This window comes from Ferranicluibacter rubi, from assembly GCF_011603255.1.
Taxonomy (GTDB): domain Bacteria; phylum Pseudomonadota; class Alphaproteobacteria; order Rhizobiales; family Rhizobiaceae; genus Ferranicluibacter; species Ferranicluibacter rubi.
This window is the reverse complement of record NZ_JAANCM010000003.1, coordinates 320,215-346,328: the sequence shown is the minus strand read 5'-3', so window position 1 is coordinate 346,328 and position 26,114 is coordinate 320,215. Positions and strand designations below refer to the sequence as shown.

22 protein-coding genes are annotated in these 26,114 nt (G+C 64.2%); 8 read left to right on the top strand and 14 right to left on the bottom strand.

From position 1 onward, the window contains the following. Window positions 1-68 precede the first annotated feature (68 nt). From G8E10_RS08295 to G8E10_RS08235, 13 genes are all read right to left on the bottom strand, one after another. Window positions 69-1,151 (bottom strand): S-methyl thiohydantoin desulfurase family protein, encoded by a 1,083-nt coding sequence (locus G8E10_RS08295; protein WP_110801610.1) that lies wholly within the window; start codon window positions 1,149-1,151, stop codon window positions 69-71. Further along, window positions 1,148-2,266 (bottom strand): S-methyl thiohydantoin desulfurase family protein, encoded by a 1,119-nt coding sequence (locus G8E10_RS08290; RefSeq protein ID WP_110801611.1) that lies wholly within the window; start codon window positions 2,264-2,266, stop codon window positions 1,148-1,150. Before G8E10_RS08290 ends, G8E10_RS08295 begins: the two co-directional genes overlap by 4 nt. Beyond that, the gene (locus G8E10_RS08285; RefSeq protein ID WP_110801612.1) at window positions 2,256-3,803 is read right to left on the bottom strand and encodes a hydantoinase/oxoprolinase N-terminal domain-containing protein; all 1,548 of its coding nucleotides are present in this window, start codon (window positions 3,801-3,803) and stop codon (window positions 2,256-2,258) included. The genes G8E10_RS08290 and G8E10_RS08285 overlap by 11 nt, the downstream gene beginning before the upstream one ends. Window positions 3,804-3,825: 22 nt before the next feature. Then, complete coding sequence (locus tag G8E10_RS08280) at window positions 3,826-4,707, bottom strand: ATP-binding cassette domain-containing protein (RefSeq protein ID WP_110801613.1); 882 nt, start codon at window positions 4,705-4,707, stop codon at window positions 3,826-3,828. Beyond that, entirely contained in the window at window positions 4,704-5,549 is an 846-nt protein-coding gene (locus G8E10_RS08275) for an ABC transporter ATP-binding protein (RefSeq protein WP_132712390.1), read from the bottom strand. Before G8E10_RS08275 ends, G8E10_RS08280 begins: the two co-directional genes overlap by 4 nt. Further along, window positions 5,546-6,433 carry an ABC transporter permease gene (locus G8E10_RS08270; RefSeq protein ID WP_110801615.1) on the bottom strand — a complete coding sequence of 296 codons (888 nt, stop codon included), beginning with the start codon at window positions 6,431-6,433 and terminating at the stop codon, window positions 5,546-5,548. The genes G8E10_RS08275 and G8E10_RS08270 overlap by 4 nt, the downstream gene beginning before the upstream one ends. Next, the gene (locus G8E10_RS08265) at window positions 6,433-7,455 is read right to left on the bottom strand and encodes an ABC transporter permease (RefSeq protein ID WP_110801616.1); all 1,023 of its coding nucleotides are present in this window, start codon (window positions 7,453-7,455) and stop codon (window positions 6,433-6,435) included. The genes G8E10_RS08270 and G8E10_RS08265 overlap by 1 nt, the downstream gene beginning before the upstream one ends. Window positions 7,456-7,596: 141 nt before the next feature. Then, on the bottom strand, window positions 7,597-9,156 hold the full coding sequence (locus tag G8E10_RS08260; protein WP_110801617.1) for an ABC transporter substrate-binding protein: 1,560 nt from the start codon (window positions 9,154-9,156) through the stop codon (window positions 7,597-7,599). 160 nt (window positions 9,157-9,316) lie between these two features. Further along, a complete protein-coding gene (locus G8E10_RS08255; protein WP_110801618.1) occupies window positions 9,317-11,761 on the bottom strand; it encodes a helix-turn-helix transcriptional regulator in 2,445 nt (814 codons plus the stop codon). Window positions 11,762-11,944: 183 nt separating this feature from the next. Beyond that, window positions 11,945-12,898, bottom strand: coding sequence for a sugar-binding transcriptional regulator (locus tag G8E10_RS08250; RefSeq protein ID WP_110801619.1), 954 nt, complete (start codon window positions 12,896-12,898; stop codon window positions 11,945-11,947). Between the two features lie 21 nt (window positions 12,899-12,919). Continuing rightward, window positions 12,920-14,386, bottom strand: coding sequence for an FGGY family carbohydrate kinase (locus tag G8E10_RS08245; RefSeq protein WP_110801620.1), 1,467 nt, complete (start codon window positions 14,384-14,386; stop codon window positions 12,920-12,922). Window positions 14,387-14,458: 72 nt separating this feature from the next. Beyond that, window positions 14,459-15,415 carry a transketolase family protein gene (locus G8E10_RS08240; RefSeq protein WP_110801621.1) on the bottom strand — a complete coding sequence of 319 codons (957 nt, stop codon included), beginning with the start codon at window positions 15,413-15,415 and terminating at the stop codon, window positions 14,459-14,461. Then, complete coding sequence (locus G8E10_RS08235; RefSeq protein ID WP_110801737.1) at window positions 15,415-16,224, bottom strand: transketolase; 810 nt, start codon at window positions 16,222-16,224, stop codon at window positions 15,415-15,417. Before G8E10_RS08235 ends, G8E10_RS08240 begins: the two co-directional genes overlap by 1 nt. A 211-nt stretch (window positions 16,225-16,435) precedes the next feature. Here G8E10_RS08235 and G8E10_RS08230 point away from each other — a divergent pair, with 211 nt between their 5' ends. The 5 genes from G8E10_RS08230 (at window position 16,436) to G8E10_RS08210 (ending at window position 21,745) form a co-directional block, all read left to right on the top strand. After that, window positions 16,436-17,416 carry an ABC transporter permease gene (locus G8E10_RS08230; protein WP_110801738.1) on the top strand — a complete coding sequence of 327 codons (981 nt, stop codon included), beginning with the start codon at window positions 16,436-16,438 and terminating at the stop codon, window positions 17,414-17,416. A 116-nt stretch (window positions 17,417-17,532) separates the two neighbouring features. Then, entirely contained in the window at window positions 17,533-18,462 is a 930-nt protein-coding gene (locus tag G8E10_RS08225; RefSeq protein ID WP_092936600.1) for a sugar ABC transporter substrate-binding protein, read from the top strand. A 30-nt stretch (window positions 18,463-18,492) separates the two neighbouring features. Next, window positions 18,493-19,971, top strand: coding sequence for a sugar ABC transporter ATP-binding protein (locus tag G8E10_RS08220; protein WP_110801623.1), 1,479 nt, complete (start codon window positions 18,493-18,495; stop codon window positions 19,969-19,971). Between the two features lie 22 nt (window positions 19,972-19,993). Further along, window positions 19,994-20,782 (top strand): SDR family oxidoreductase, encoded by a 789-nt coding sequence (locus tag G8E10_RS08215; protein WP_110801624.1) that lies wholly within the window; start codon window positions 19,994-19,996, stop codon window positions 20,780-20,782. Window positions 20,783-20,962: 180 nt separating this feature from the next. Continuing rightward, window positions 20,963-21,745 carry a glucose 1-dehydrogenase gene (locus tag G8E10_RS08210; protein WP_132665019.1) on the top strand — a complete coding sequence of 261 codons (783 nt, stop codon included), beginning with the start codon at window positions 20,963-20,965 and terminating at the stop codon, window positions 21,743-21,745. Window positions 21,746-21,822: 77 nt separating this feature from the next. Here the strand turns inward: G8E10_RS08210 and G8E10_RS08205 are convergent, their stop codons facing one another. Beyond that, window positions 21,823-22,836, bottom strand: coding sequence for a LacI family DNA-binding transcriptional regulator (locus tag G8E10_RS08205; protein WP_110801626.1), 1,014 nt, complete (start codon window positions 22,834-22,836; stop codon window positions 21,823-21,825). Window positions 22,837-23,050: 214 nt separating this feature from the next. Here G8E10_RS08205 and G8E10_RS08200 point away from each other — a divergent pair, with 214 nt between their 5' ends. From G8E10_RS08200 to G8E10_RS08190, 3 genes are read left to right on the top strand one after another with little or no spacing between them, the layout of a single operon-like run. Further along, window positions 23,051-24,349 (top strand): ABC transporter substrate-binding protein, encoded by a 1,299-nt coding sequence (locus tag G8E10_RS08200; protein WP_110801627.1) that lies wholly within the window; start codon window positions 23,051-23,053, stop codon window positions 24,347-24,349. 25 nt (window positions 24,350-24,374) lie between these two features. Continuing rightward, the gene (locus tag G8E10_RS08195; protein WP_110801628.1) at window positions 24,375-25,277 is read left to right on the top strand and encodes a carbohydrate ABC transporter permease; all 903 of its coding nucleotides are present in this window, start codon (window positions 24,375-24,377) and stop codon (window positions 25,275-25,277) included. A 13-nt stretch (window positions 25,278-25,290) separates the two neighbouring features. After that, window positions 25,291-26,112, top strand: a complete 822-nt coding sequence (locus G8E10_RS08190; RefSeq protein WP_110801629.1) for a carbohydrate ABC transporter permease — start codon at window positions 25,291-25,293, stop codon at window positions 26,110-26,112. The last annotated feature ends 2 nt before the right edge of the window (window positions 26,113-26,114 follow it).

Sequence of the window (26,114 nt, the reverse complement as noted above, 5' to 3'; positions counted from 1 at the left end):
CAAGGCGCGCCTGAAATAGGCGCCGAGATTCGACCCGGCAACAATTAATTCATGATCCCGTCATCCGCTCAATGTGCGTCGAACGGAATATAATCCGTGTCATAGCCGAAATAGCGGGGACCGACGAGGGCGATGCCCGCGTCCGTCTTCCATTGCGGGTTGCAGGGGAAGGCGAGGGCGACGAGGCGCAGGCCGTAGCGCAGCGAGTCCGCCGTGACCGGATTGCCGCTTTCGGCTTCCAGCAGCGTGATGAGATCCGGCGTCGTGCAGACGATCTCGCCATTGCGCTCTGCCATCAGAAATTCGTTCTGGAAGTCGAGGCGGAACGTCTGGCCTTTCCAGTCCTCCACGCCATCGAACCGCGCCGTTCCCCGGGCAAAGCCGCCGATCGTGCGGCGGTCGATATCGGTCAGGCGACCGTGGAAGAGGACGGAAGCACCGAGCTTCGCCGCGATGGCGCGGACCGGGTCTCCGTTCGAAAGGCGGCTTTCCCGAAGTTCGAGGCCAAGATTGGCGCAGAGCGACAGCGTACCACGAACGACGCATGCCTTGGCCTGCTTGCCGCTCATCGGGTAGAACGCGAGCAGCGCCGAGCCGCCCATCTCAACGGTGGCGGCACGCGCCAGCCGTTCCGTCCAGGCATTGCTGACGGTTTCGAGCACCAGCGCGTTGCCCTTGTCGTCGCAGAGAACCATGGGTGTGGCGGAGATGCCGTGCAGGGTGAAGGTCACCATCTGCAGCTCCGGATAGGCCCGGCCCATGCCGTCGCCATCGACCAGCGGCAGGCCCGCGGCGGCCGCCACCACGAAGGGCGTCGTAGAATTCACGCCGCCCGCTTCGCCGCAGAGCACGGCATCGATCTTGCGGCCGAGGAGCTGTTCCAGCTTGCGGAAGGCGGTCAGAAGCTCGTCGCCCTGGGGTAGCTTCTCGGTCATCACGGTCGGCGCCCCCATCATGCAGACGGGAACGACGAGGGCGTCGTCGGCGAGCTCGCTGACGTCGATCAGTTCGACCGGACCGTGCTTGCGAATGGCTTCCTTCGCCATGAGCTTGCCGACATAGGGATCACCACCGCCGCCCGTGCCGAGAATGGCGCCGCCGATGGCGATATCATCGAGATCTTCGGCATAGATCGTTCTCAGGATGTTCATGCACGTCGCTCCCGACCTTGCGTGTTGCTGAAGGCCATCGGCTCGAAGGTGAGTTCCGGGTAGCCGAACGCCTTGGGACCGACGATCTCCAGCGCGCGCGGCGTTTTCATCAGGTCATGGACCGGCAGGCCGATCACTGCGATGCGCTGGCCGTAGCGCAGGATTTCGGTGGTCAGGGGCTCGCCGGTGTCGAGTTCCAGATTGATGATGAGGTCCGGCACCATGGCGACGGCGACGCCATCCACCCAGAGCACGAGGTTTTCGTTCTGGATCGCGATCCGCGCCTGCGACCCCGCCCATCCGCCGATACCCGACAGCAGAGCCTCGCCTCTCGCAAAGCCGCCGGTCAGTTCGCGGCGGATGTCGGTGATCTTGCCGGTAAAGAACAGCGTTGCGCCCGTCGCCTCGACCACGCGTTCCACGACGTTCTGACGCTTCAGGCGGGCATCGAGAATGGTGCGACCGATCTCCAGCGCCTGCGTGACTGTTCCGGGCACGGAGGTTTTCTTGACGAAATCCCCGCGCATCGGGGCGACCGCGAAGCCGGCCCCGGCGCCCATGGCAACGGAGGCGTCGCGTGCGAAGCGCTCCAGCCAGAACATGTCGACCATCTGCTTGAAGACCACGACATTGCCCTTGTCGTCGGCGATGGCCGCCGGTGACGCGGGTGCGCCATAGATCATGTAGGTGGTCATCTGCACTTCGGGGAACGCCCGGCCCATGCCGTCGCCATCGACGACGGGAAGCCCGGCCATGGCGGCGGCGATGATCGGCTCGATGGCGTTCGCACCGCCGATTTCGGCCGAGATCATCGCGGAGACGGTGACACCCGCCGCCTCTTCGACGGCGCGCACCGCGCGGTAGCATTCGCCGCCTTCCTCGATCTTCTCGACGCCGACGACCGGCGCGCCGATGCCGCCGCACTCCGCCACCCAGGCATCGTCAGGCAGCGCGTCCAGCGGCAGCACGCGGACCTTAGCGCCCTTGCGCATCAGCTCACGGGCACGCAGCATGCCGATATACGGATTGCCCCCGCCGCCGGTGCCGAGCAGGGCGGCCCCCATCGACAGCGGCACGAGGTCCTCTTCCTTGAGGAGATAGCCTTCAACCGGCATGGAGCTCTCCCACGGCCTTGACGCGGATACGGGTGGCGTTGCCCGGCAGATAGGCGAGCGGAACGTCCTCGACATCGACGATCTCGATGCTGTCGGGTGCGGCACCTGCGGCAATCGCCGCATCGATCGCCCGTTGCTTCGCGTCTTCGAGCGCCTTGTCGCGGCCGAGTTCGGCTAGCGCATAGACGCGGTCGATTTCGCCGGAGACCTGCGCGATGGCAGCACCGACGGCGTTCGCGACGCCGAAATGCGCGGGCTTGATAACCTCGAGGCCACTCAGCGGGCCATCGACCAGGATGGAGCCGCCGCCGACCACGATGACGGGCAGCGGATCGGGCGAGAGGCGGGATTTCTCGACGCAGTCTTCCAGCATTGCGTGGATCTTCGCCTGCACGCGATCGATGAGATCAGGGGAGAGGTGCGAGACCTTGGCGGCATCGCCGAGCGAGGCACGGCCCGCCGCCACGGCCACATCGGTGGTGGTGAGCGTTTGCCCGCCGAAGATCAGCGCCTCGGTCTTGATGCGGTAACCGACGGAAACCGGGCCGACCTTGATGCCGTTGTCCGTTTCCACGACATGCGACCCGCCGCCGAGGCCGATCGAAAACACGTCGGGCATGCGGAAATTGGTGCGCACACCGCCGACCTCGACGGCGATCGTCGCCTGACGGGGAAAGCCTTTGTGCAACGACCCGACATCTGAGGTCGTGCCGCCGATATCGACCACGATGGCGTCGCTGACGCCGGACAGGAACGCCGCGCCGCGCATGGAGTTCGTCGGTCCCGAAGCGAAAGTCAGGACCGGGAATTTCTCGGCGAAGCTCGCATCCATCAGCGTGCCGTCGTTCTGCGTCAGGAAGAATTTTCCGGTGATGCCGGCCTCGCGGATGGCGTTGCGGAAAGCCTCGATGACATGGGCGGAGAGGTCGCGCAGGCAGGCATTCATGATGGCCGCGTTCTCGCGCTCCAGAAGCCCGATGCGGCCGATATCGCTCGACATCGTGATGTGCACGCCGGGGATTTCCGCTTCGAAGATGGCGCCGGCGCGGCGCTCGAAATCGCTGGACACCGGCGAGAACACCGAGGTGATGGCGATGCTGCGGATGCCCTTGGCGGCGATGTCGCGGGCGATGCCCTTCAACTCGTCCTCGTCGAGCGGCGAGATGACGCGGCCGTCGAACTCGTTGCCGCCATGGGCGAGATAGGCGTGGTTGCCGATCGACTGCTTCAGATCCTCCGGCCAATCGACCATCGGCGGCAGCGAGGCCGTGGCGGGCAGGCCGAGGCGCACGGCCGCGGTCTGCGCAAGATCGCGGCGCTGGACGACGGCATTGGTGAAGTGGGTCGTGCCGATCATCACGAAATCGACGGCGGAGGCTTCCATTCCTGACGCCGCCAGCACGTCGCGCAGCGCGTTGACGACGCCGCTCATCACGTCGGCAGTCGTTGCGGATTTGACGCCGGCGATCACCTCCGTGCCGTTCATGACCACGGCGTCCGTATTGGTGCCGCCGACATCGATGCCTATCCTAATCATGGGCTTCAAACCTCACTGCTTTTCATGCCTGACGATCCGCCGCTTGCCGCAGCGCGATCAGTTGTTCGGGTGTGGGGAGTTCGCCGTCGATCAGGGGGATGACGGGCCGGAGCGCTGCTTCCTCCGCCGAGATGACGGGCACGGAGGCGATCAGCAGACGCGTATAGTCGTGGGACGGGTTTCCGAAGACGGTGTCCGACGTGCCGCTTTCGACGATGGCGCCGCGGTACAGCACGCTGACCTCGCGCGCGAAATTGCGCATGAGGCTCAGATCGTGGGAAATGAACAGATAGGTCAGGCCCATCTGCCGGCCGAGATCGGCGAGCAGGTCCATGACTTTCGCCTGCACCGAGACGTCGAGCGCCGAGGTCGGCTCGTCCAGCACCAAAAGCTTCGGCTCGACCGCGAGCGCCCGGGCGATGGCGACGCGCTGCTTCTGTCCGCCGGAGAGTTCGTGCGGATAGCGCTCGGCAAAGGCTGCGGGCAGTTGCACCATGTCGAGCAGCGTCGCGACGCGGGTACGGCGCGCGCCGCGCGGAAACCCATGCGCGTCCAGCGGGACAGTGATCGACTGGCCGACGGTGCGACGGGGATTAAGCGAGGAACCGGGGTTCTGGAACACCATCTGCACGCGGCGACCATGCGCCACACCGTCCGAACGGTCGTGAATGCTGCGCCCGTCGATCAGGATCTCGCCGCTGTCGGGCGTTTCCAGCCCCATGATCATGCGGGCGATTGTGGACTTGCCCGATCCGCTCTCGCCGGCAAGGCCATAGACGTCGCCGGGCGCAATCGCCATCGAGACGTTGTCGACCGCCTGCAGCGCACCGGTCTTGCGGCCGAAGGCGTTGCGGATCGGGAAGGCCTTGCAGAGGTTCTTCAGTTCCAGCATCGGTCCGCTCATGCCGGCACCCCGGCGGTTCCGAAGCGGCGTCCGCCGGTGAGGCGCGGGACGGCGTCGATCAGGCTGCGGGTGTAGTCATGCGCCGGTGCCTCGAAGATCGCCGCGGTTTCGCCCTTCTCGACGATGACGCCTTTCTGCATGACGTAGACGCTGTTGCAGGTCTCGCGCACGACGCCCAGATTGTGGGTGATCATCAGGAGCGCGAGGCCGCGCGCCTCGACCAGATCCTTGAGGAGCTTCAGGATCTGCGCCTGCGTGGTCACGTCCAGCGCCGTTCCCGGCTCGTCGGCGATCAAAAGGTCGGTCTCGCTGAGCAGCGCCATGGCGATCAGCACGCGCTGGCGCATGCCGCCGGAAAGCTCGATCGGATAGGCGCGTGCCACCCGCTCGGGATCGCGCATGCGCACCTGTGTCAGCGTGTCGTAGACCCTCTGCATCCGGTCTCTGGAAGAGCGGACGCGGCCGAGGCGCCTGTCGGCATATTTCAGGATCGTCGCCATCTGGTCGGCAATGGTGAAGACCGGATTGAGCGAACTCATCGGGTCCTGGAACACCATCGACATCGCCGTGCCGCGCAGCTTCAGGCGCTCCTTCTCCGGCATGGTCAGGAGATCTGCGCCGTCATAATAGATCGCGCCGGAGGTGATGCGGGCGGGCGGCTGGCGCAGCAGGCCCATGATGGCCTTCATCGTCACGGTCTTTCCCGATCCGCTTTCGCCGACCAGCGCCACTTGCGAGCGGGCGGGTACATCGAGGCTGACGCCGTGCAGCACGGGCACCGTCTGGCCGTAGGTGGTGAAGGAGACCGAAAGGTTCTCGACACGCAGGAGGGGGAAGCTCATCGGACCTCCTGCACATCGAAGAGGTCGCGCAAGCCATCGCCGAGCAGGTTGAAGCCGAGCGCGACGAACAGGATGGCGAGGCCGGGAAGCACCGATTCCCACCAGAAATCCGGCAGGAAGCCCGCGCCCTGCGCAACCATGGTGCCGAGATCGGGTGTAGGCGGCTGGATGCCGAGGCCGAGGAAGGAGAGCGAGGCGCCGACCAGAATGACGAAGCCGCAATCGAGCGAGGTCTTGACGGCAATGGCGGAAACGCAATTCGGCAGGATCTCGCGGAAGAGAATGTGGAACTTGCTGGCGCCGAGCGTTTCCGCAGCCTCGATGAATTCCTGCGTGCGGATCTGTTTGGTGATCGCGTAGATCAGCCGCGTGTGCCAGGTCCACCAGAGCGCGGCGATGGCGAGCAGGGAATTGACGAGATCGGGCGACAGCACAGCGGCGACGGCGAGCGCCATGACGAGCGGGGGAAGCGCGAGCGCGATGTCCGTCACGCGCATGATGACCGTCTCGACCCAGCCGCCGAAATAGCCGGCGAGAAGGCCGAGGACCGTGCCGATGGGGACGGCGGTGCCGAGCACGACGAAGGCGAGCAGCAGCGAGATGCGCATGCCGTAGATCGTGCGGGTAAAGATGTCGCGCCCGACATTGTCGGTACCGAACCAGAAGGTCAGCGATGGCGGCTGGTGGCGGGCCCGGAAGTTGACGACGGCGCCGACATGCTCCGGATAGGGCGTGATGAAGGGGGCGAACAGGGCTGCGAGAATGCAGACGAGGACGATGGCGGCGCCGATCACGGCCGTCGGATTGCGCGAGAAGCGATACCAGTTCTGGTAGGCATTTGAGAGGCGGCGCGCCTCCTGAGGGGCAATGGACGTTCCGGTCATCAGCGGCGCCCCCGGATGCGGATGCGCGGATCGACGATGCCGGTGAGAACGTCGATGACGAGGTTGGCGACCACGAAGAACACGCCGGAGACGATGACCACGCCCATGATGGCGTTGAGATCCTTCTGGAGGATGGTGCGCACCCCGTAGGCTGCCATGCCGGGCCAGGAGAAGACCAGTTCCACGACGAAGGCATTGCCGATCAGCGAGGCGAACTCGAGACCGAGAATAGTCAGCGGCGGCACGAAGCTCGGGCGCAGCATGTACTTGAAGACGCGCACACGCTCTGGGATACCGAAGGCGCGACCGGCCTCCGCATAATCTTGGCTGGAGACGTCGATCATCGACGAGCGGGTGATGCGGGCAATCTGCCCCATCGTGGCGGCGGCCAGCGCGATCGACGGCAGCAGCAGATAGCGCAGCGCTTCGAGGAACACGTCCAGACGGCCGTGCAACAGCGCATCGATGGTGATCAGGCCCGTCATATCGGCCGAGAAGGCCAGTCCCGGCGGCAGGCGGCCGGTGGTGGGCAGGATGTGCAGGACATAGCCGGCGAGAATCTGGAGAAGGAGGGCCAGAAAGAAGCTGGGCGTCACGGCGGAAAAGATCGCGATGATGCGCACCACATTATCCGGCCATCGGTCCTTGTATCGCGCTGCGGCGACGCCCAAGGGCACGCCGAGCACGAAGGCGATGGTGATGGTCGACAGAACGAGCTCGAAGGTTGCGGCAAAGGTCTGGCGGATATCGTTTGCCACCGGCTGCTCGGTCAGCAGCGACCGCCCGAGATCGCCGCGCGCGAGGCCTGCGACATAGATGCCGTATTGCTGGATGAGCGGCTGGTTGAACCCCAGTGTCTCGCGCAGTTGCTCGACCTGCTCGACGCTTGCCCGCGGTCCGAGCGCAAGCCGCACGGGGTCGCCCGGCATGGCGCGAGCGATGATGAAGATCACCACCGAGAGCCCGAAAAGGACCAGCAGCGACCATGCAATACGCCTGAGAAGGAAGAGCAGGAATTCCAAGAATCCAGCCTTTTCGAAGGGTTAAGCGACAGGAAGCGGAGAAGATGTCCCGGTCCGCCTTGGGAGGATATCGGACCGGGACGAGGGAAACGGCGAAGCGTGCCGTTGATTAGGACGGTCGCCGGTTTCTCTGATGAGCCGTTAGTTGCAGGTCCAGCTGTAGCGTGTGAAGTCGTAGTCGAAGGACTGCATGGGCACGGCCTTGAAGCCGGTCAGGCATTTGTCCATCGCGTGCTGGACGGTCTGCGTCATCAGGAAGACATCCGGCTGGATCTCGACCAGCTTGCGCTGGAGATCCTTGTAGATCACGGCCTGCTTCGCGACGTCGGCGGTCGATCTGGCCTCGTCGATCAGGGCGTCGATGGCCGGATCCTGCAGCCATTCAGCGGAGGCCCAGGTGCCTGCGGACTTCGAGTGATACTGGGTGAAGAACATCGAGTCGGGCGAGGGATAGGTCGGAGAGAAGAAGATCTGGTTGACGGCGGGCGTCGTTTCGACCTTGGTCGCGATCTCCGTGATCCGGTTCCATGGATCGGATTGCTGCGTCACCTTGAAGCCGAGCTGTTCGAGGTTCGACTGCATCAGCAGGCTGATCTCCTCCTCGAACTTGGTGCCGGCGACATAGCCGAGCGTGATCGGGATCTCGGAGCCGGCATATTTCGACTGGGCGATCTCGGCCTTGGCGGCTTCCAGATCGTATTTTGGTGCGGGCACGTCGGCGGCGTGGAACTCCGCGAAACCCGACGGCAGCGGGGTCGTCAGTTCGCCGCCGGGAAGAATGACCTCGCGGATCGTCTGGTAGTCGGTGGCGAGCGCGAGCGCGCGGCGGATGTGCACGTCGTCGGTCGGCGGCACCTTGGTGTTGAGCTTGAGGTAGAAGGCGGTGGTCGTCGGTTCGCTGACGACGGTGAAGCGGCCCATGTCGGCGAGCGCCTTGTAGGTCTCGGGCGACTGGTACTGGCTGGTCATGGTCAGCTCGCCGGAGGCCGCCAGCGACCGCACGGTCGCCTCGTCATTGGTGATGATCCAGCGCACTTCGTCGATCGCGCCTTTGCCGAAGCCCTTGTAGTAATTGGGGTCGCGCTCGATCGTCATCCGCGCGCCGCGGTCCCATTCCACCAGCTTGTAGGCACCGGCACCGGCAACGGTGCTGCCGAGATAGGCCTGCGCGTCATCGCTGCCCTTGTTGGCTTCCACCACGTCCGAATTGACGATGAAGACGGCGGGAACGGTGGTCAGGAATGGTGCAAAGGTCTTCGACAGCGTGAACTTGACCGTCTTCTCATCGACCGCGACGATCGAGCCGGGCTTCAGGACATCGGTGAAAAGGTTGGCCGGGCCCTGGTTGATGCGGAAGAGCCGCTCGAACGAGTAGACCACATCCTTCGCCTCGACCGGCGTGCCATCCGAGAACTTGGCGTCGGCCCGGATTTTGTAGGTGACCTCTTTCGCATCGTCCGACACGGTCCAGCTTTCCGCCAGCTCGGGGATGATCTTGCCGGTTGGGTCGACCGTGGTCAGGCTGTCATAGAGGTTCACCGCGGACATGTAGTCCGTGTAGTCCGAAATCTTGGCCGGATCGATCGTGCCGAAAATCTGGACGGTGTTCATAGTCACGACGGTCTTGGCCGCAGCCGATCCGGCATAGCCGGCAACCAGTGCAATGGCGGCGGTGGAGGCGAGGGTGCAAAGCGTGCGCATTGTTTCTCCCGTGTTGTCGAAGGTTCCCAGCGCGGCCGTTATCGACCGTCATCTCGTTGTTGGACGTGAGGATGCATCGCGAGACGATGCACCTCAAGCGCCACCACGTCTAGGTTTTTGCCTAAATGGTCTAGGTTCTGAGCGAGCTGTTTATGCGAGGCTAGCCGAGAAGGCCGAGCGCCCGCGCAGAGCTGATCGCTTCTTGGCGACTGCGGCAGCCGAGCTTGCGGTAGACATTGCCGAGGTGGAACTTCACGGTTGCTTCGCTCAGGCCCAGCGTGTTGGCCACGTCCTTGTTGGCGGCACCTTCGGAGATCATCAGCAGGATCTTGCTTTCGCGCCGCGACAGCGTGTTGGCCATCTTGGTGGACTGGTTGTCGAGGCGGCCGGAATCCCTCAGCTTGCGAAGGATCTGGCGGTTGCCCGTGACGGTGGACAGGAAGCCGCCGATGCGCTGGTTGTCGATCAGTTCCTGCAGGAAGACGCGCTCCTCGGCGAGCGGGGCGATGGTGCCGAGCCGTGCACAATCGCCGAAGGTCTTCTGGAGCACGGCGCGTGCCTGCGTCGCATTGCGCTGGCGCTTGGCGACATAGGCAAGCCAGATTTCGGCGCTCATCCGCTGGCGATCCGTCAGGTTCATGTTGCCAATGATGGTGGTGACGAGCTGGTCGAGGCCGGGCCGTTGCGGTGCCTCGTAGACGAGCTGGCGTAGCCAGATGAGCGCCAGCGCTAGTTCGTCGCGCTCCTGCACGCGCGCCAAAGGTTCACCGCCTGCCAGAACGAAGGCGCGATCGACCCGGCCTGATATCGCCACCAGCGTGTCGGCCGCTTCCTGCCAGCGGTTTGCGTTCTGAAGGACGGCCGCCTCGCGGATCGAGATCATCGCCTGGAACTGCCCGTTCGACGTCTGGTAGACGCGCCAGCGATCGAGAAAGCTCCGGGCGGCCATGGTGGAGAAGTGCTCACCCAGCGCCTGGCTGCCATAGTGGAGCGCGAATTCGAGAAGGCTCGGCCAGATTTCGCCATGGGCGAAACCATCGATCTCGAGATTGAGGAACCGCGCCAGCGGCTCGGCCCGCCCGGCTTCGTACTCGACGCACGCGTCCATCAGCACTTGCAGCCGCGCGTCGTTAGGGCTTTCGAACGGCAACTCCGCGATAAAAGCGGCCGATTGGGTCGCGTAACGGCGTGCGGCCAACGCATCGCCCATCATGAGCCGGATCAGCGTCTGGTGGAGACTGATGTAGAAGGCGAGGAGCGGCGCCTGTGCGGCGCGATAATGAAACATTGCACGCTGCGCCACCTCTTCGGCGGCGGCAAACTGCCGATTGCGGATGTAGAATTCGAGCACCGAGTTGTAGAAGCTGCCGCGCGAAAGGTGGTCTTCCACCGGAAACTCCGCGATCAGCGCATAGGCGCGCTCCAGCAGTTCCTCGGAGAAGAAATAGTCCTCGTAGAGCAGCATTACGAGCCGGAACGCCCGAAACTGGCGCGAAAAAACCGAGCGGCTGGAAAACACCTGCGTGTAATCGTTGGCGATGTCTCCGAAGCGGTCGATGAGCAGGCGGCGGGCACGCGCGATATCGCCGAGCTTCAGCGATTGCAACGCCTTGGCGAGAACGAGGACCTCGGTCTGGATGGAAAAGGTCAGCGGGAATCCGGCAAGGACGGTGTCGAAGGCTTGGGGCCCGAAATAGTAGAGAAAGAACGGCCCGCCAGCATCCTGGAAGATCCGCAGCGCATTGTCGAAGAGACCGGCCTTCTGGAAGGCACAGATCGCCTCGACCACGAGACCTTTCGCCCGGTAAGCCTCGGCAATGGCCTTGGCGCTTCCGGCGTTGCGCAGACGCCGCTCCATTACATGGTCGATCGCCTCGCGCAGGACGTCACGCACGCCTGCCACCACCAGCGTCGGCCGACCTGTGCCGTCAGGGCGCATCAGGAACGGCGCCGTGAGCGGCAGAGGAGATGTGGTGGGGAAGTGCGATTCGGAGAAGGACGGATGCCGTGTCGCAGCGCTCGTCCGACCGACCGTCTCGACCAGCATCAGCTGCAGGACGACGAGTTCCTCGTCCGGCATCGTCGCCAGCACCTCGGCGTCGAGAAATGCACGCAGGACATCTGGAGGACCTTCGAAAAGGCGGGTATTGAACACGGCCAGCGGCCATCCCCCGCTTTTCTCGGCCACATCTTCGCAAGCACTCCCGAACAGCCGTTCGAGCTCGCCGTGCGACATCATCAGGCCCTCGCTGCCGATCAGAGTTGCCTGTCCGTAGGCCAGTGCTCGCGCCTGGCCCGGCAGCACCGTGTCAGGACGTTTCGCGATGATCAGGCGATGATTACCGGAAACGCAGGACTCGGGAATGGCAAGAGGCGCCGTGTAGGGCGGTATGTCCCACAGGCGAAGAACCGTGTCCGTGGTGGAGCCGTCTGCCGGATAGGTTGGCGGCTGGGGCGAGCGAACGACGTCGGCTCCCATGCGTTGCGCAATCAATGCCAGGACAGACGACTTGCCCATGCCGGCGGGAGCATCCAGAATGACGATCGGCGTCCGGGCACCGAGGATGCCGGCGATCAGTTCGGGCCGGTCGATCAGAGCACCCATCTCAGTCCTCCGGAAGGGTTACGCTGCGCCTCGGTAGCAACGGCCGGGCTGTTCCGCCAGTCCCCAGCCGCGGGACGACGACCGCCGAATTGCGACTTACGAAATCCATGCCGCTGAAACCGGTTTCCGTATCGCCACCGCGTCGTTCAAGGTTTGAGCGGCTGTTGACTCACCTGCAGCCTCCTACTTCTGGAGAAGGCGCTCTGCCGTGAACTTGTCGGTGACGAGAATGTCGATGACGCCGACCTTCAACGCTCCGGCGATGGCGGCGGTTTTCTTCGCGCCGCCTGCCAGCGCGATCACGCGTTCGACACGGGCAAGGTCTTCGAGGGGAAGCCCGATGACGCGATCGTCGAGCGGCGTCTTCACCGGATGGCCGTCTTTGTCGAAGAAGCGGAGCGAAATATCGCCGACGGCGCCGGCATCTGCAAGATCGGCCAGTTCGCGGGCGGAGAAGATGTTGCCGGAGCGCGCAAGCAGTTCGGACGGTTCCACGGCGCCGATCCCGACGATGGCGAGCGTGATGCTTCCGAAGAGATCGACCGTTTCGCGCACGAAGGGGTCGGCCATCATCAGGAGCCGCGCCTCGCGCGACGAGGTGACCCCCTGCACGGGCAGCAATTTCGGCTCGGCGCCCGTGAGGCCGGCAAGCCGCGTCGTCAGCTGCGTCGCATGGGTCTGCACCGAGGGGTCGCCCATGCCGCCGAGCGTCTGCACCACGAACTTGGCGCGGGCGCTTTTCTGTGGATGGATGTTCTCCACCATCTTGAAGATCGTCTGGCTCCAGCTGGAGACGCCGATCGTCTCGCCAGGCGCCAGCGTAATCTCCAGGAGATGGGCCGCGGCCTCGCCGATCCGCGACATGATGGCACCATCACGATCCTCCGTGCATTCGACGACGACGGCTTCCGGCAGGTTGAAACGCTCGCGGAGCGCGCTTTCGAGATCGCCATAGGTGCCGACTGGCGGGATGACGCTGGTCCGCACGATGCCTTCGGTTTCCGCGCGCTTGAGCATGCGCGAGACGGTCGCTTGGCTCAGCCTCAGGTGCTCCGCGATCTCCGCCTGCCGGCGCCGCTCGATGTGATACATCTGGGCGACCCGCGAGATCAGGCGGAGTTCGTTGAGGCGTCCCATGGGCGTTCCCGTCGTGAATTTTTATTCACTCTTAGCGGTTGCCGGGTCCAGCGTCGAGCGGGCGACCGCGTCATTCCACGTTTTGAGCCGTTCGGGAGCATCATTGGTGACCGGCGCTATCGGCACCGTCTGCCGGGGCAGGGCGGAAATGGCGTCGAGGTCCGGAAAGATGCCGAGCGACAGGCCGGCAAGGTAGGCGGCGCCGAGCGCTGATGCCTCAGGCGCCTCGCACTGGATGACCGTGTGGCGCAGCGTGTCGGCCACGCATTGCATGAGGAACCGGTTCTGGCTCGGGCCGCCATCGACATAGAGCGCGCCAATGACGCCGTCGCTCTGCGTCTTCATGGCCGAGACGACATCATGCACCTGAAAGGCGATGGAATCGGTGACGGCACGGGCCATCTGCGCCCGGCTGGTGCTGAAATTGATTTGCGAAAACAGCGCACGGGCGTTCGAATCCCAATAGGGCGCGCCAAGGCCGACGAAGGCCGGCACGAAACCGGGACCGCCCGGCTCGGCGGTGGCGGCGAGATCGATCAGGGCTGCGACGTCGGCAAGGCCGAGAATGTCGGTCATCCAGGGGAGGCTTGCGGCGGAGACGAGGATGTTGCCTTCGAACGCGAAGGTCGGCTTGCCGGCGATCCGCCAGGCGACCGTCGTCGTGATGCCGTTGCGCGGCGCGATGTATCCGGCAAGGGTGGTCATGATCGACGATCCCGTGCCGAAGGTCACCTTGCCGTCGCCCGGCTGGAATGCGCCATGGCCGAAAAGGGCCGCATGACTGTCGCCGATCGCCGCGCGGATCGGCGTGCCGTCGGCAATGCCGGGCACGCCGGATGTCCTGCCGAAATCGGCGGAACTGTCACGCACCTCCGGCAGGACGCCGGGATCGACGCCGAAAATGCTGCAGAGTTCCGTGCTCCAGACCTGTGCATTCAGGTCGAAGAGCTGGCTTCGCGCCGCGTTCGATGCATCGCAGGCATGCGTCCGCCCGCCCGTCATGCAGTGGATGAGCCAGCTGTCGATGGTGCCGGCCCGGACGCTGCGGCCGTGCGGCACGCGGTCCAGCAGCCAGCGGAATTTCGCGCCGGGAAACATCGGGTCGAGCGGCAGGCCGGTGATCTGCTGCACGCGGTCCAGATGCCCCTCGCGCGTCAGCCGCTCGCAATCCGGCGCCGTACGCCGGCACTGCCAGCTCAAGACCGGGCCGAGCGGCTCGCCCGTCCCGGCGTCCCAGACGGTCACAGATTCGCGCTGGTTGGAAATGGCGATGGCCTCGATAGTCGCGTCCGGCGCGGCGTTCAGGCAGGCGGCGATTGCCTCGCAGACCGAGGCCCAGAGCCTCGCCGGATCCTGCTCGACCCAGCCGGGCTTCGGGTAGCTGATGCCGACCGGGGCGGACCCGCGGGCGAGAACCTCGCCCTTCAAGGACACGAGCACCGCCTTCGAATTGGTGGTGCCCTGGTCGATCGCCAGTATCGCCTGCATTCTCTCACTCCTCACCATAGAAAATGCCGGGGCGGCGATGGAAACGCGCCCCGGCTTGAAGATTGTCCGTCTTTACTTGCGCTTGATCACACCTTCCGCGGCATCTGCGATCGCCTCCGGCGCCATGCCGAATTCGTTCAGCAGGAATTCTGCCGAGCCCGTGGGTGCAAAAATGCCGGGAACGCCGAGGCGCTTCATCGGGACCGGTGCAAGGTCGACGACAACCTCGGCCACGGCCGAGCCGAGACCACCGAAGGTCGAATGCTCCTCGGCCGTAACGATCGCGCCGGTTTCGCGGGCAGCCGCAACGATCGCGTCCTCATCCATCGGGCGAACCGTCGCAAAGTTGAGGACACGGGCGCTGATGCCGCGGGACGCCAGGATCTCGGCCGCCTTGACCATGCGGTGCGTCAGCGTGCCATTGGCGATCAGCGTGACGTCGGAACCCTCGCGCAGAAGATTGGCCTTGCCGACCTCGAAGACATGATCTTCGGGAAGCAGATCGGGAACGCCGACGCGCGACAGGCGCAGGAAGCAGGGTCCCTGATACTGCGCCGCCCATTCGACGGCGGCCGCCGTTTCAATATGGTCGCAGGGTGCGATGACCGGGAGATTGGGCAGGACGCGCGTCCACGCGAAATCCTCGATCGAATGATGCGTCGGGCCGAGGTCGCCATAGGCCATGCCGGAGGAGATGCCGACGAGCTTCACATTGGCATTGGAATAGGCGATGTCGGCCTTGATCTGCTCCAGAGCGCGCCCCGTGAGGAAGGGTGCGGCCGCACAGACGTAGGGAATGCGTCCGCCATTAGCGAGCCCCGCGGCCACGCCGATCATGTTCTGCTCGGCAATGCCGACATTGATCAGCCGCTCGGGAAACTTCGCCTTGAAGCCGCCGAGTTTGGAGGAGCCGACGGAGTCGTTGCAGACGACCACGATCGTCTCGTCTTCCGCCGCGAGGCGCTCCAGCGTGGCGGCGAAGGCGTCGCGGCAGTCGTGCAGCTTCTGGGATGGGACATGCGCGTTCATTAGAGGGCCTCCGACAGTTCTTTTACGGCGATCTCGTATTGTTCCTTGTTCGGAACCTTGTGGTGCCAGTCCACGGTATCCTGCATGAACGAGATCCCGTGACCCTTGTTGGTATGCGCGACGATGCAGTGCGGGCGTGTGCCGCGATGTTCGAGAGCCGCAACCACCTCGCTCATGGCATTGCCGTTGATCTCCGTGACCTCCCAGCCGAAGGCTTCAACCTTCGGGCGGAGCGGCGCAAGGCCATTGGTGTCGGCGATGGAGGCGCCCTGCTGAAAACGGTTATGGTCGATGAGGAGCGTCAGGTTGTCGAGGCCGAAATGCGCGCCGGCCATGATGGCTTCCCAGTTCGAACCTTCCTGCATCTCGCCGTCGCCGGTGACGACATAGGTGTGGTAGGACGCGCCCGAAAGCTTTGCGGCCTTCGCCATGCCAACCGCGACCGGCAGGCCGTGGCCGAGCGGACCGGTATTGGTCTCGACGCCGGGCACCTTGTTGCAATTCGGATGGCCGTTGAGGCGGGAATAGGGCTTGAGAAAGGTCGAGACCTCTTCTTCCGGGATGAAGCCGCGCTTGGCGAGCGTTACATAGAGCGCGCAGGCGGTGTGGCCCTTCGACAGGACGAAGCGATCTCGATCCGGATGCTTCGGCTGGTCGGGCCAGACCTTCAGGACGCGGAAATATAGGGCCGTCAGCACGTCGATCACCGACATTTCCCCGCCGATATGTCCGGCGCCTGCTTCGAACACGGCTTGCAGATCCCGCAGCCGGATTTGGCGCGCGACGCGCTCAAGATCTTTAATCTCCATCATTTCCTCGCCTGAATAAATATGCATGTAGTGATATTCTTGCATAGATGCCTGATTAGTCAACCCCCGTTCAACCGGCATGCATGTTGCACCGCAGCGATAAATCCGGTTGACACCTAAGTCATCGCTTGATAGTGAATTTTCCGGCAGGAGTGAATATTTATTCTATTTGGATTGTGGGTTTTGCCTGCGACATGCGTGAGGAGGAATGATGGTGGCGCTCGACATCAACGGACAGGCCCGGCCGTCCGGCACGTGGCGGAAGAAACTCAGTGGCGCGACGGGTCCCCTCGTCGGACTTCTCGCCCTCTGCATCTTCCTCGGCTTCAGCACCGATGCCTTCTTCTCGCTGCGCAACGGCCTGAACATTCTCGACCAGATCACCGTGATCGGCATCATGGCCGTCGGCATGACCTTTGTCATCCTTATCGGCGGCATCGATCTCTCGGTCGGCTCGGTTCTGGCGCTCTCCATGATGGTCATGGGCTGGACCGCGAACATTGCCGGCCTTCCCTTAAGCCTTGCCATTGCCGTGGCGCTCGTCGCATCCGCCGTCAGCGGTCTCATCGTCGGGCTTCTGGTGACGGTCTTCCGGGTTCCCGCCTTCATCGCCACGCTTGCGATGATGTCGGCCGCCCGGGGCGTCGCCAACATGATCACCGACGGCCAGCAGATCGTCGGCTTCCCCGAATGGTTCATGATGCTCGCGATCGATCGCCATTTCGGCGTTCTCACGGCCACCGTGTTCCTGATGCTCTTCGTGGTGCTGATCGCCTGGCTGTTCCTGCACTATCGCGCCGAAGGCCGCATGCTCTATGCCGTCGGCGGTAATCCGGAGGTCGCGCGGCTTGCCGGTATCAATGTCCAGCTGGTCACGATCGGGGTCTATGTGGTCAGCGCCGTGCTGGCAGGCTTGGCCGGCATCGTCCTTGCGGCCCGCCTCGACTCGGTCCAGCCCTCCAGCGGCTTCGGCTATGAGCTCGACACGATCGCCGCGGTCGTCATCGGCGGCACGTCCCTTTCGGGCGGGGCCGGCGGCATCGGCGGCACGCTGATCGGCGTCCTCATCATCGGCGTCCTGCGCAACGGTCTCAATCTGCTCAACGTCTCGCCCTTCCTGCAGCAGGTCATCATCGGCGTCGTCATCGTGCTTGCGGTGGGAGCTGAAACCATGCGTCGGCGGCGCGCTTAACCCGGATAACCGGTGGGACGGCCACAGAAATTCCCCTCCGAGATGTTTGGAGCGGAGCCTATGCCCCAGGGGTGGAGGATTACCCCCCGGGTTCTATCAACAACGGAGGAACGACCATGACATTTGCACGCACTCTTCTGACATCGGCGGCCATTCTCGGTCTGACGCTCGGCTCGGCACACGCCGCCGAAGTCAAGAAGATCGGCCTTGCCGTCGCCAACCTGCAGGCGAACTTCTTCAACCAGATCAAGCAGTCCGTCGAAGCCGAAGCCAAGAAGCGCGGCATCGAGGTCGTGACCGTCGACGCCAAGGGCGATGGCCCGACGCAGGTCAACCAGATCCAGGACCTTCTGACGCAGAACATCGACGCGCTCATCTACATTCCCGCAGGTGCCGCCGCCGCCACGGTTCCGGTCAAGCTTGCCAAGGCTGCCGGCGTGCCGGTCATCAATATCGACCGAAACGCCGAGGGCGCGCCGGGCGACACGTTCCTGGCAACCGACTCCGTCTCTTCGGCAAAGAGCGTCTGCGACTACATCCTCAAGGAAGCCGGCGGCAAGGGCGACATGGTCATCATCCATGGCCAGAAGGGCACGACGCCGGAAGTCGATCGCTCCAAGGGCTGCGCCGAAGCGCTGAAGGCCTATCCTGAGGTCAAGATCGTCGCCGAGCAGTATTCCAACATGTGGGCCCAGGACGAGGGCTTCCAGATCATGCAGAACATGCTGCAGGCCAACCCGAACGTCTCGATCGTCTTTGCACAGGCCGACGGCCTCGCGCTCGGTGCGGCGCAGGCGATCAAGGTTGCCAACCCCTCGCAGAAGGTCGTCGTCGGCGGCTTCGACGGTGACACGGCGGCGCTCGAAGCGCTCGGCAAGGGTGTCTTCAACGTTACGGCCACACAGCAGACCCAAAAGATGGGCCGTGACGCCGTCGAGAACGCGGTGAAGATCGTGGCCGGCGAAAAGGTGCCGCCGGTGCAGCTGCTCGATGCGACGCTGACCACCAAGGAAAACGTTGCCGAGTTCATCGCCAACCATCCCTGATAGCGTCGCGACGGTAGGAGGAAGTGCGCCATGACCCAACCGGTTCTGTCACTCAGAGGCATCTCGAAACACTACGGACCGCTCCAGGTGCTCAGATCCGTGAGCCTGGACGTTCATCCGGGGGAAGTCGTGGCACTTCTCGGTGAGAATGGAGCCGGAAAGTCGACGCTGTCGGGCATTATTGCCGGATCGCGGGCGCCTTCCGAGGGAACGATGACGTGGCTGGGGCAGCCTTATGCCCCGGCCACACCACGCGAGGCGATCGACAAGGGCGTCGTCCTCATCCATCAGGAGCTGAAACTCCTGCCGCAGCTTTCCATCGCGGAAAACGTCTTCATCGGGCGCTGGCCGACGCGCAATGGCGCCATCGATCGTGCCCAGATGGAGCGCCGCGCGCAGGAGCAGCTCTCGCGCCTCAACCTGCATATCCCGGCCTCCCGCAAGGTGGCCGGCCTGTCCACCGCCAACCAGCAGCTGATCGAGATCGCGAAAGCCCTGGCGCTCGATGCCAAGCTCCTGATCCTCGACGAGCCCACAGCGGCACTCGGCGGTGCCGAGACCGAGGCCCTGTTCGAGCAGGTTCGCAAGCTGCGCGCCGAGGGCGTCGGCATCATTTACATTTCGCACCGCATGGAAGAGATCAAGCAGATCACCGACCGCATCGTCGTGCTTCGCGACGGCGAGCGCGTGCAGGAATTTGCCGACAGCGCGACGCCGGTGCGCACGGTAGTGGAGAGCATGGTCGGGCGCTCGCTTGATCGTCTGTTCCCGCCCGTGCCGACACCGACCGAGCGCCCCGTGCTGCAGGTGTCGAACCTTACCTCGGCCGTTAACGCCTTCCGCGATGTCAGCTTCGAGGTGCGCGCCGGGGAAATCCTTGGGATTGCCGGCCTCGTCGGCGCCGGCCGCACGGAGCTTGTCCGCGCGATTGCGGGTGCCGATCCCGTCAAGGCGGGCACGATCCGGCTCGACGGGCAGGTGCTGAAGCTGCGCGATCCGGCAGACGCGATCGCCAAAGGCATCGTGCTCGTGCCGGAGGATCGCAAGGACCAGGGGCTGGTCGTCGCCCACAAGATCAGCGAAAACCTGATCTACGCCAATCTGGACAAGCTCGGCGGCCGCTGGATCACGGCCGGGGTCAAGAAGGCCTTCGCCGAGAAGGCCATCGCGAAATTCAACGTCAAGGGACGTGCCGAGCAGCATGCGTCCGATCTCTCGGGTGGCAACCAGCAGAAGATCGTTATCGCCAAATGGCTGATGCGCGATCCGAAGGTGGTCGTTCTCGACGAACCGACACGCGGCATCGACGTCGGCGCACGCGCCGGCATCTACGACATCATCGTCAACCTCGCCTGGCAGGGCGTCGCGGTCATCGTCGTCAGCTCCGACCTCGAGGAGGTGCTTGGCGTCTCCAACCGCATTCTCGTTCTTGCCCAGGGCAACCAGGCCGGCATTCTCAACCGCGAACAGGCCAATGACGTCTCCGTCATGGAACTCGCAACGATCTGATGAACCATAGAAAGGAAGAGCGGTGTCCGACATCACTCTGAACGCCCCTAAGCTGTTCGATCTCACAGGCCACGTCGCACTCGTCACGGGTGCGGGAAGCGGCATCGGCCAGCGCATCGCCATCGGTCTCGCCCAGTGCGGCGCCGATGTCGCGCTGCTTGACCGGCGCACCGACGACGGCCTTGCCATGACGGCCAGCCACATCAAGGCGGCAGGTCGCCGGGCGATCGAGATCGCCGCCGACGTCACCAGCAAGACCTCGCTCGCCGACGCCGTGGCCCGCATGGAGGCCGAACTCGGCAACCTGTCGCTCGCCGTGAACGCCGCCGGCATCGCCAATGCGAACCCGGCGGAGGACATGGACGAGGACCAGTATCAGACCCTGATGGACATCAACCTCAAGGGCGTCTTCCTCTCCTCCCAGGCAGAAGCGCGCGCGATGCTGAAGCATGGCCGCGGCGCGATCGTCAACATCGCCTCCATGTCGGGCGTCATCGTCAATCGCGGCCTCAGCCAAGCGCACTACAATGCCTCTAAGGCCGGCGTGATCCACATGTCGAAGTCGATGGCGATGGAATGGGTCGATCGCGGCATCCGCGTCAACACGATCTCGCCGGGCTACACCGCGACGCCAATGAACACGCGGCCGGAAATGGTGCACCAGACGAAGCTGTTCGAGGAGCAGACGCCGATGCAGCGCATGGCCAAGGTCGACGAGATGGTCGGCCCCGCCGTCTTCCTCCTGTCGGATGCGGCAAGCTTCGTCACGGGTGTCGATTTGCTCGTCGATGGCGGCTTCTGCTGCTGGTAGCAGCCGGTCGGTAGGTAAAACAGCGGTTTCGGCACCTCCCTGACGAGACCGCGGGCGGATCGTGCGTCAAGCGACGTTGCCGCGCGATCCGCTTTTTTCATGCGCAGGCGGTCGGTCTGGCGGGTGGGGGGAGAAGCGCGCGGACGAACCGGGCGCGAAGTTCATACGGAGGAGGATTCCATGAAGCGTTTCGACAACAAGACGGTCGTGATCACAGGCGCAAGCCGCGGCATCGGTGCGGCGATCGCTGCCCGCTTCGCTCGCGAGGGCGCGAATCTCGTCGTTTCGGCGAATGAAGACCGCGTGCACGGCGTCGCCGAGGAAATCGTCAAGGCGGGCGGCAAGGCCATCTCCTTCGTCGGCGACGTCACCAGCAAGGCGAGCGTCATCGCCCTCTACGATGCGGCCGAGGCTGCGTTCGGGTCGGTCGACGTGTCCATCCAGAATGCCGGCGTGATCACGATTGCCCGCGTCGAGGACCTTTCGGAAGACGACTGGGACAAGGTGATGGCCGTCAACACCAAGGGCGTGTTCCTCTGCGCCCAGGAAGCCATCGCCCGCATGCGCAGGCACGGCTGTGGCGGCCGCATCATCAACACGGCCTCGGGCCAGGCGCGCGACGGCTTCATCTACACCCCGCATTACGCCGCCTCCAAGATGGGCGTCGTCGGCATCACCCAGAGCCTTGCCAAGGAGGTCGCGACCGACCGCATCACCGTCAACGCCTTCTGCCCCGGCATCATCGAGACCGATATGTGGGCCTATAACGACGAGGCTTGGGGCAAGCTGCTCGGCACCTATGCGCCCGGCGAACTGATGAAGGAGTGGGTCGAAGGCATTCCGATGAAACGCGCCGGCTCCGGCGAGGACGTCGCCGGTCTCGTCACCTTCCTTGCGAGCGACGACGCCGCCTACATCACCGGGCAGACCATCAACGTCGATGGCGGCCTCATCATGTCCTGACGCCGCCGGCGCTTGGAGGTTGGACGACCGAACCATTTCTCGGAATGCACCGCGAATACCGGGCCTTTGGCATGCCGCTAGGTGTTTGGCGGAGCGCAGGAGGTGCCGATGACGAGTTTCGGGATGGCGATGTGGGTGCGCGGGGGAAGGCTGACGCCGCCGCGGTGCGTCATGCGCTCGATGAGGAAGTTGGCGGCGACCCGGGCCAGTTCCTCGACCGGTTGCGCGGCGATGGTCAGCCGTGGTTTTAAGACATTGCTCCAGGGCACGTCATCGACGCCCGTCAAGGAAATCTCCTGCGGGCAACTGAAGCCGAGATCGTTGATCGCCTGAAGGGCGCCCAGCGCCATGAGGTTGCTGGCGGTGACCAGCGCCGTCGGGCGCTGCGGCAGGGACAACAGGCGGACGACCTGATCATAGGCCTTCTCGCCGCTGAAATCCGCGACGATCTCCATGGCGGGCTCGACAGGCAGGCTGGAGGCCGCCATGGCATCGCGAAAGCCCTGGCGTCGCAGTGCCGCCGTCCACTGGCGGGGATCGCCACCGATAAACGCGATGCGACGATGGCCCATGCGAATGAGATATTCCGTCAGCATGGTCGTTGCCAGCGCGTTGTCCGAGCTGACGAAATCGAGGTTCGCGCCGTCCACGTTCTGGTCTATCAGGACGACCGGCATATCGAGCTTTCGCAGAAACGCCGCGAAATTCGGGTCGTTGGTCATCGGCGCCATCAGAATGCCGCCGACCCGGTGGCGCCGCAGCTGATCGAGCGTCGCGCGTTCCCGCTCGGCATGGGAGGCGGTTTCCACCACGATCACCATGTGGTCCGTATCCGACAGAATGCTGTCGACCACGCGCAGCAGGCGGCTGAAAAACGGGTTGCCGATGTCGCCGAGCACGAGACCGATCAGCTTGCTGTGTCCGCGTTTCAAGCTCTGGGCCAGAACGTTGGGCTTGTAGCCGACCGCCTCGCTGGCTTCCAGCACACGCTTCAGCGTTTCCGCGCTGACCGGACCGGTACCGTTCATGGCGAGCGAGACCGTCGAGATGGCCACGCCCGCCTTCTTTGCCACGTCCCTTATGGTTGCCATGCGTCACCTCGTTAGCCGAGCCGGTTCGCCTGCTCCTGCGGTCGCTCCGGAATGCCGGTTGTCGGGTCTGCGGAATCAGGCTCAGGCAGTTTTGTTTGTTCGATCTATTTTGATCGATGTTCGATGCTTGCGCCCTTAATTTAGGCATGCTTAATTCGTAGTCGAAACGGTTCGATCAATCAAGTGAGACCGCTATGTCGGCCATGGAGCGAGCATGAAGACGTTTTTGGAAAGACCCATTCATCTCCTGGCGTTCGCCGCCGGCTTGCTGTGCGCCGTGCCGGCCGCTCTGGCGCAGGACGTTACGCTGAAGATGTGGACGCTCGATAACCCCGGCTATCCGGAATTCATCGCGCAGGCGGCGGAGGCGTTCAAGAAAACGCATCCGGGCATCACGATCGAGCACCAGACCTTTCCGGGTGACGCCTACAAGACGAGTTTGCCCGTGGCCCTGGTCGGGTCGGACGCGCCGGATGTGTTCTTCAACTGGTCGGGCGATGCCGCCAAGCGGCTGGTGCGCGACGGTCTGGCGCTCGACATCACCGACGCCGCGATGGCCAAGGGTGGTTTCGGCACGGAACTGGGCGAGGGGCTGCTGGATGCCTTCCGGTATGACGGCAAGCTCTATGGCGCGGCGGCCGATGCGGTCAGCAAATATGTCTTCTACAACAAGGACTATTTCGCGGCGAACAAGATCGCCCTGCCGAAGACGATGAGCGAGCTTGCCGGCGTCTGCAAGGCGGTGCGCGCCATCGATCCCGACACGGTTCCCATGCCGCTTGGCAACAAGACGCGCTGGAAGGCGATCCACTGGATGACCATGCTGAACGAGCGGGTCATGGGTGTCGATGGCACGGCGGGCGATTACGATCTGTCGCGACCGGCGGATGCGCTGTTTACCGATCCGGGCTATGCGCAGGCCTTCGGGGAACTGATCAAGCTGCAGGACGCCGGTTGCTTCGAGGAGGCGCCGAACGCCACCGAATACACCGTCGCGGACGCGATGTTTGCCACGCAGGCCTCGCCGATGGAGTTCTGCGGCACCTGGTGCACGGCGGGGCTCGATGCGGCAGGCTTCACCAATTACGGCTTCTTCCGCCTGCCGCTCGTCGAAGGCGGCAAGGGCGATGCCGGTGCCAACTTCCTGGTGCCCGAGGGCTTCCAGGTGTCGAGCAAGACGCAGCACGCGAAGGAGGCTGTCGAATGGATCAGCTTTCTCGTATCGCCCGAACAAGGCGCCAAGTTCGCCGAGCTGACGAAATTCCTGCCGTCGAACCCGAAGATGATCGACAGCGTGGCGGGCGCCACGCCCCAGTTCAAGGCGATCGTGGCCGACATGGGCACCTTCACCCGCGGGGTCAACGTGCTGGACGTGCTGCTCGAGGCCAGCGTGGCCGACGCCTATCTCAACGCAACGGTCGAGGTTCTCAACCGCACCGTGACGCCGGCAGACGCCGTGGCGCAGATCCGCCAGACGGCCCTTGCCGCCCAGGCAAAGCTGCCGGCGAAGTAAGCGGCAGGCGGGGAGGGAGCGCGCGATGACAGATGTGACGCAACAGGGGCCTCTTTCGCCGCGTGGGCGGCGGGACATGCTGAGCGGGGCTATGCTCCTTCCGGCGCTGGCCCTGGTCAGCCTCTTCATTCTCGCGCCCGCCGTCTACGCGATCGTGGGGTCCTTCTTCGAATTCACCATTACCTCGCGCAACTGGGTGTTCGTCGGCTTTGGAAACTATGTCCGGGCGGCCGGCGACCCTGTGTTCTGGACGGCCCTTCGCAACAATGCCTTCCTGATCGTCGGTTCGGCCATCACGCAGGTGGGTCTGGGGACGATCCTTGCCGCCATTCTCGACCGTGGCGTCCGGCGCGGCAACGCGATCTACCGCACCATCATCTTCATGCCGGTGGTGGTGTCCTCCATCGCGGTCGCCTTCGTCTGGATCCTCATTCTCGATCCGAATGTCGGGCCGCTGAATGCCATCGTCAAATCGCTGGGCATGCGCCCGCCGAAGCTCGGCTGGCTTGGCGATCCCCAGATCTCGCTCTGGATGTTGCTGGTGATCGCCGCGTGGCAGAATGTCGGCTTCCAGATGATCCTCGTTCTCGCTGGTCTTCAAAGCATTCCGAAGGAGCTTTACGAGGCCGCGGCGCTCGACGGAGCCAAGGGGCTTCGCGCCTTTCGCTACATCACCCTGCCGGGCATCCGCAACGTGCTGATCGTCGGCACGCTGATCACGGTGGTCGGAGGGCTGAAAGTGTTCGATCTCGTTTTCGTTACCACCGGCGGCGGTCCGGCCAACGCCACGCAGGTGCTGGGGACCTACAGCTATCTGCAGGCTTTCCGGCTCGGCAATATGGGCTATGCCAATGCGATGTCGGTGGTGCTTCTGGCCATTGCCGTCCTGTTCGGCTGGCTGCAACTGCGCCTGTCGCGCAAGGCATGAGGGAGATGCATCCATGACCTCCCGCTATCGTCTCGTATCGATCGGCCTTCACCTCGTCATGTCCGTCTGGACGCTGTTCGTGCTGGCGCCGCTCTGCCTGATGTTCGTCGCCGCCTTCAAGTCGCAGGCAGACATCTTTACCCGGCCGCTCGGCCTGCCGAGAACCCTGAGCTTTGCCGCCTTCGAGCGGGCTTGGGGCATCGGCATCGGCGGCTTCCTGTTCAATTCGGTGGTCGTCACCGCGCTGTCCGTCACGCTGATCGTCGTGGTCAGCGCGCTCGCCGCCTATGTTCTGGCGCGCGCATCGTCGCGGCGGATGCAGGCGTTGTACCTCCTGATCGTCGCGGGCTTCGCCGTGCCGGTGCAGAGCGTTCTCGTGCCGCTCTACCAGCTCGTCTCCGCCGCCGGGCTGCTCAATTCGCAGATCGCCATCGTCATTCCCTATGCCGCCTACGGCATCCCGTTCACCACCATGCTGTTCTACGCGTTCTTTCTGGAGTTCCCGCGCGAACTGGAAGAAGCGGCGCGGCTCGATGGATGCAGCCGGTTCCAGGTGTTCTGGCGCATTGTGCTGCCGCTGTCCGGCCCGGTCGTCGCCAGTGCGGCGATCTTCCAGGCGGTGTTCAACTGGAACGAATTTATTCTCGCCCTGATGCTGCTCACCGAAACGAGGGTGCGCACTCTGCCTGTGGGTATCTACGGGCTGATCGGCCAGTACAGCGCGGACTGGCCGGCGCTGATGGCCGGCCTCGCCATCGCCACCGTTCCGCTGCTGATCGTCTTCGTGGCCGCCCAGCGTCATTTCGTCCGCTCGATGTCCGGTCTCGGAAAATAGGA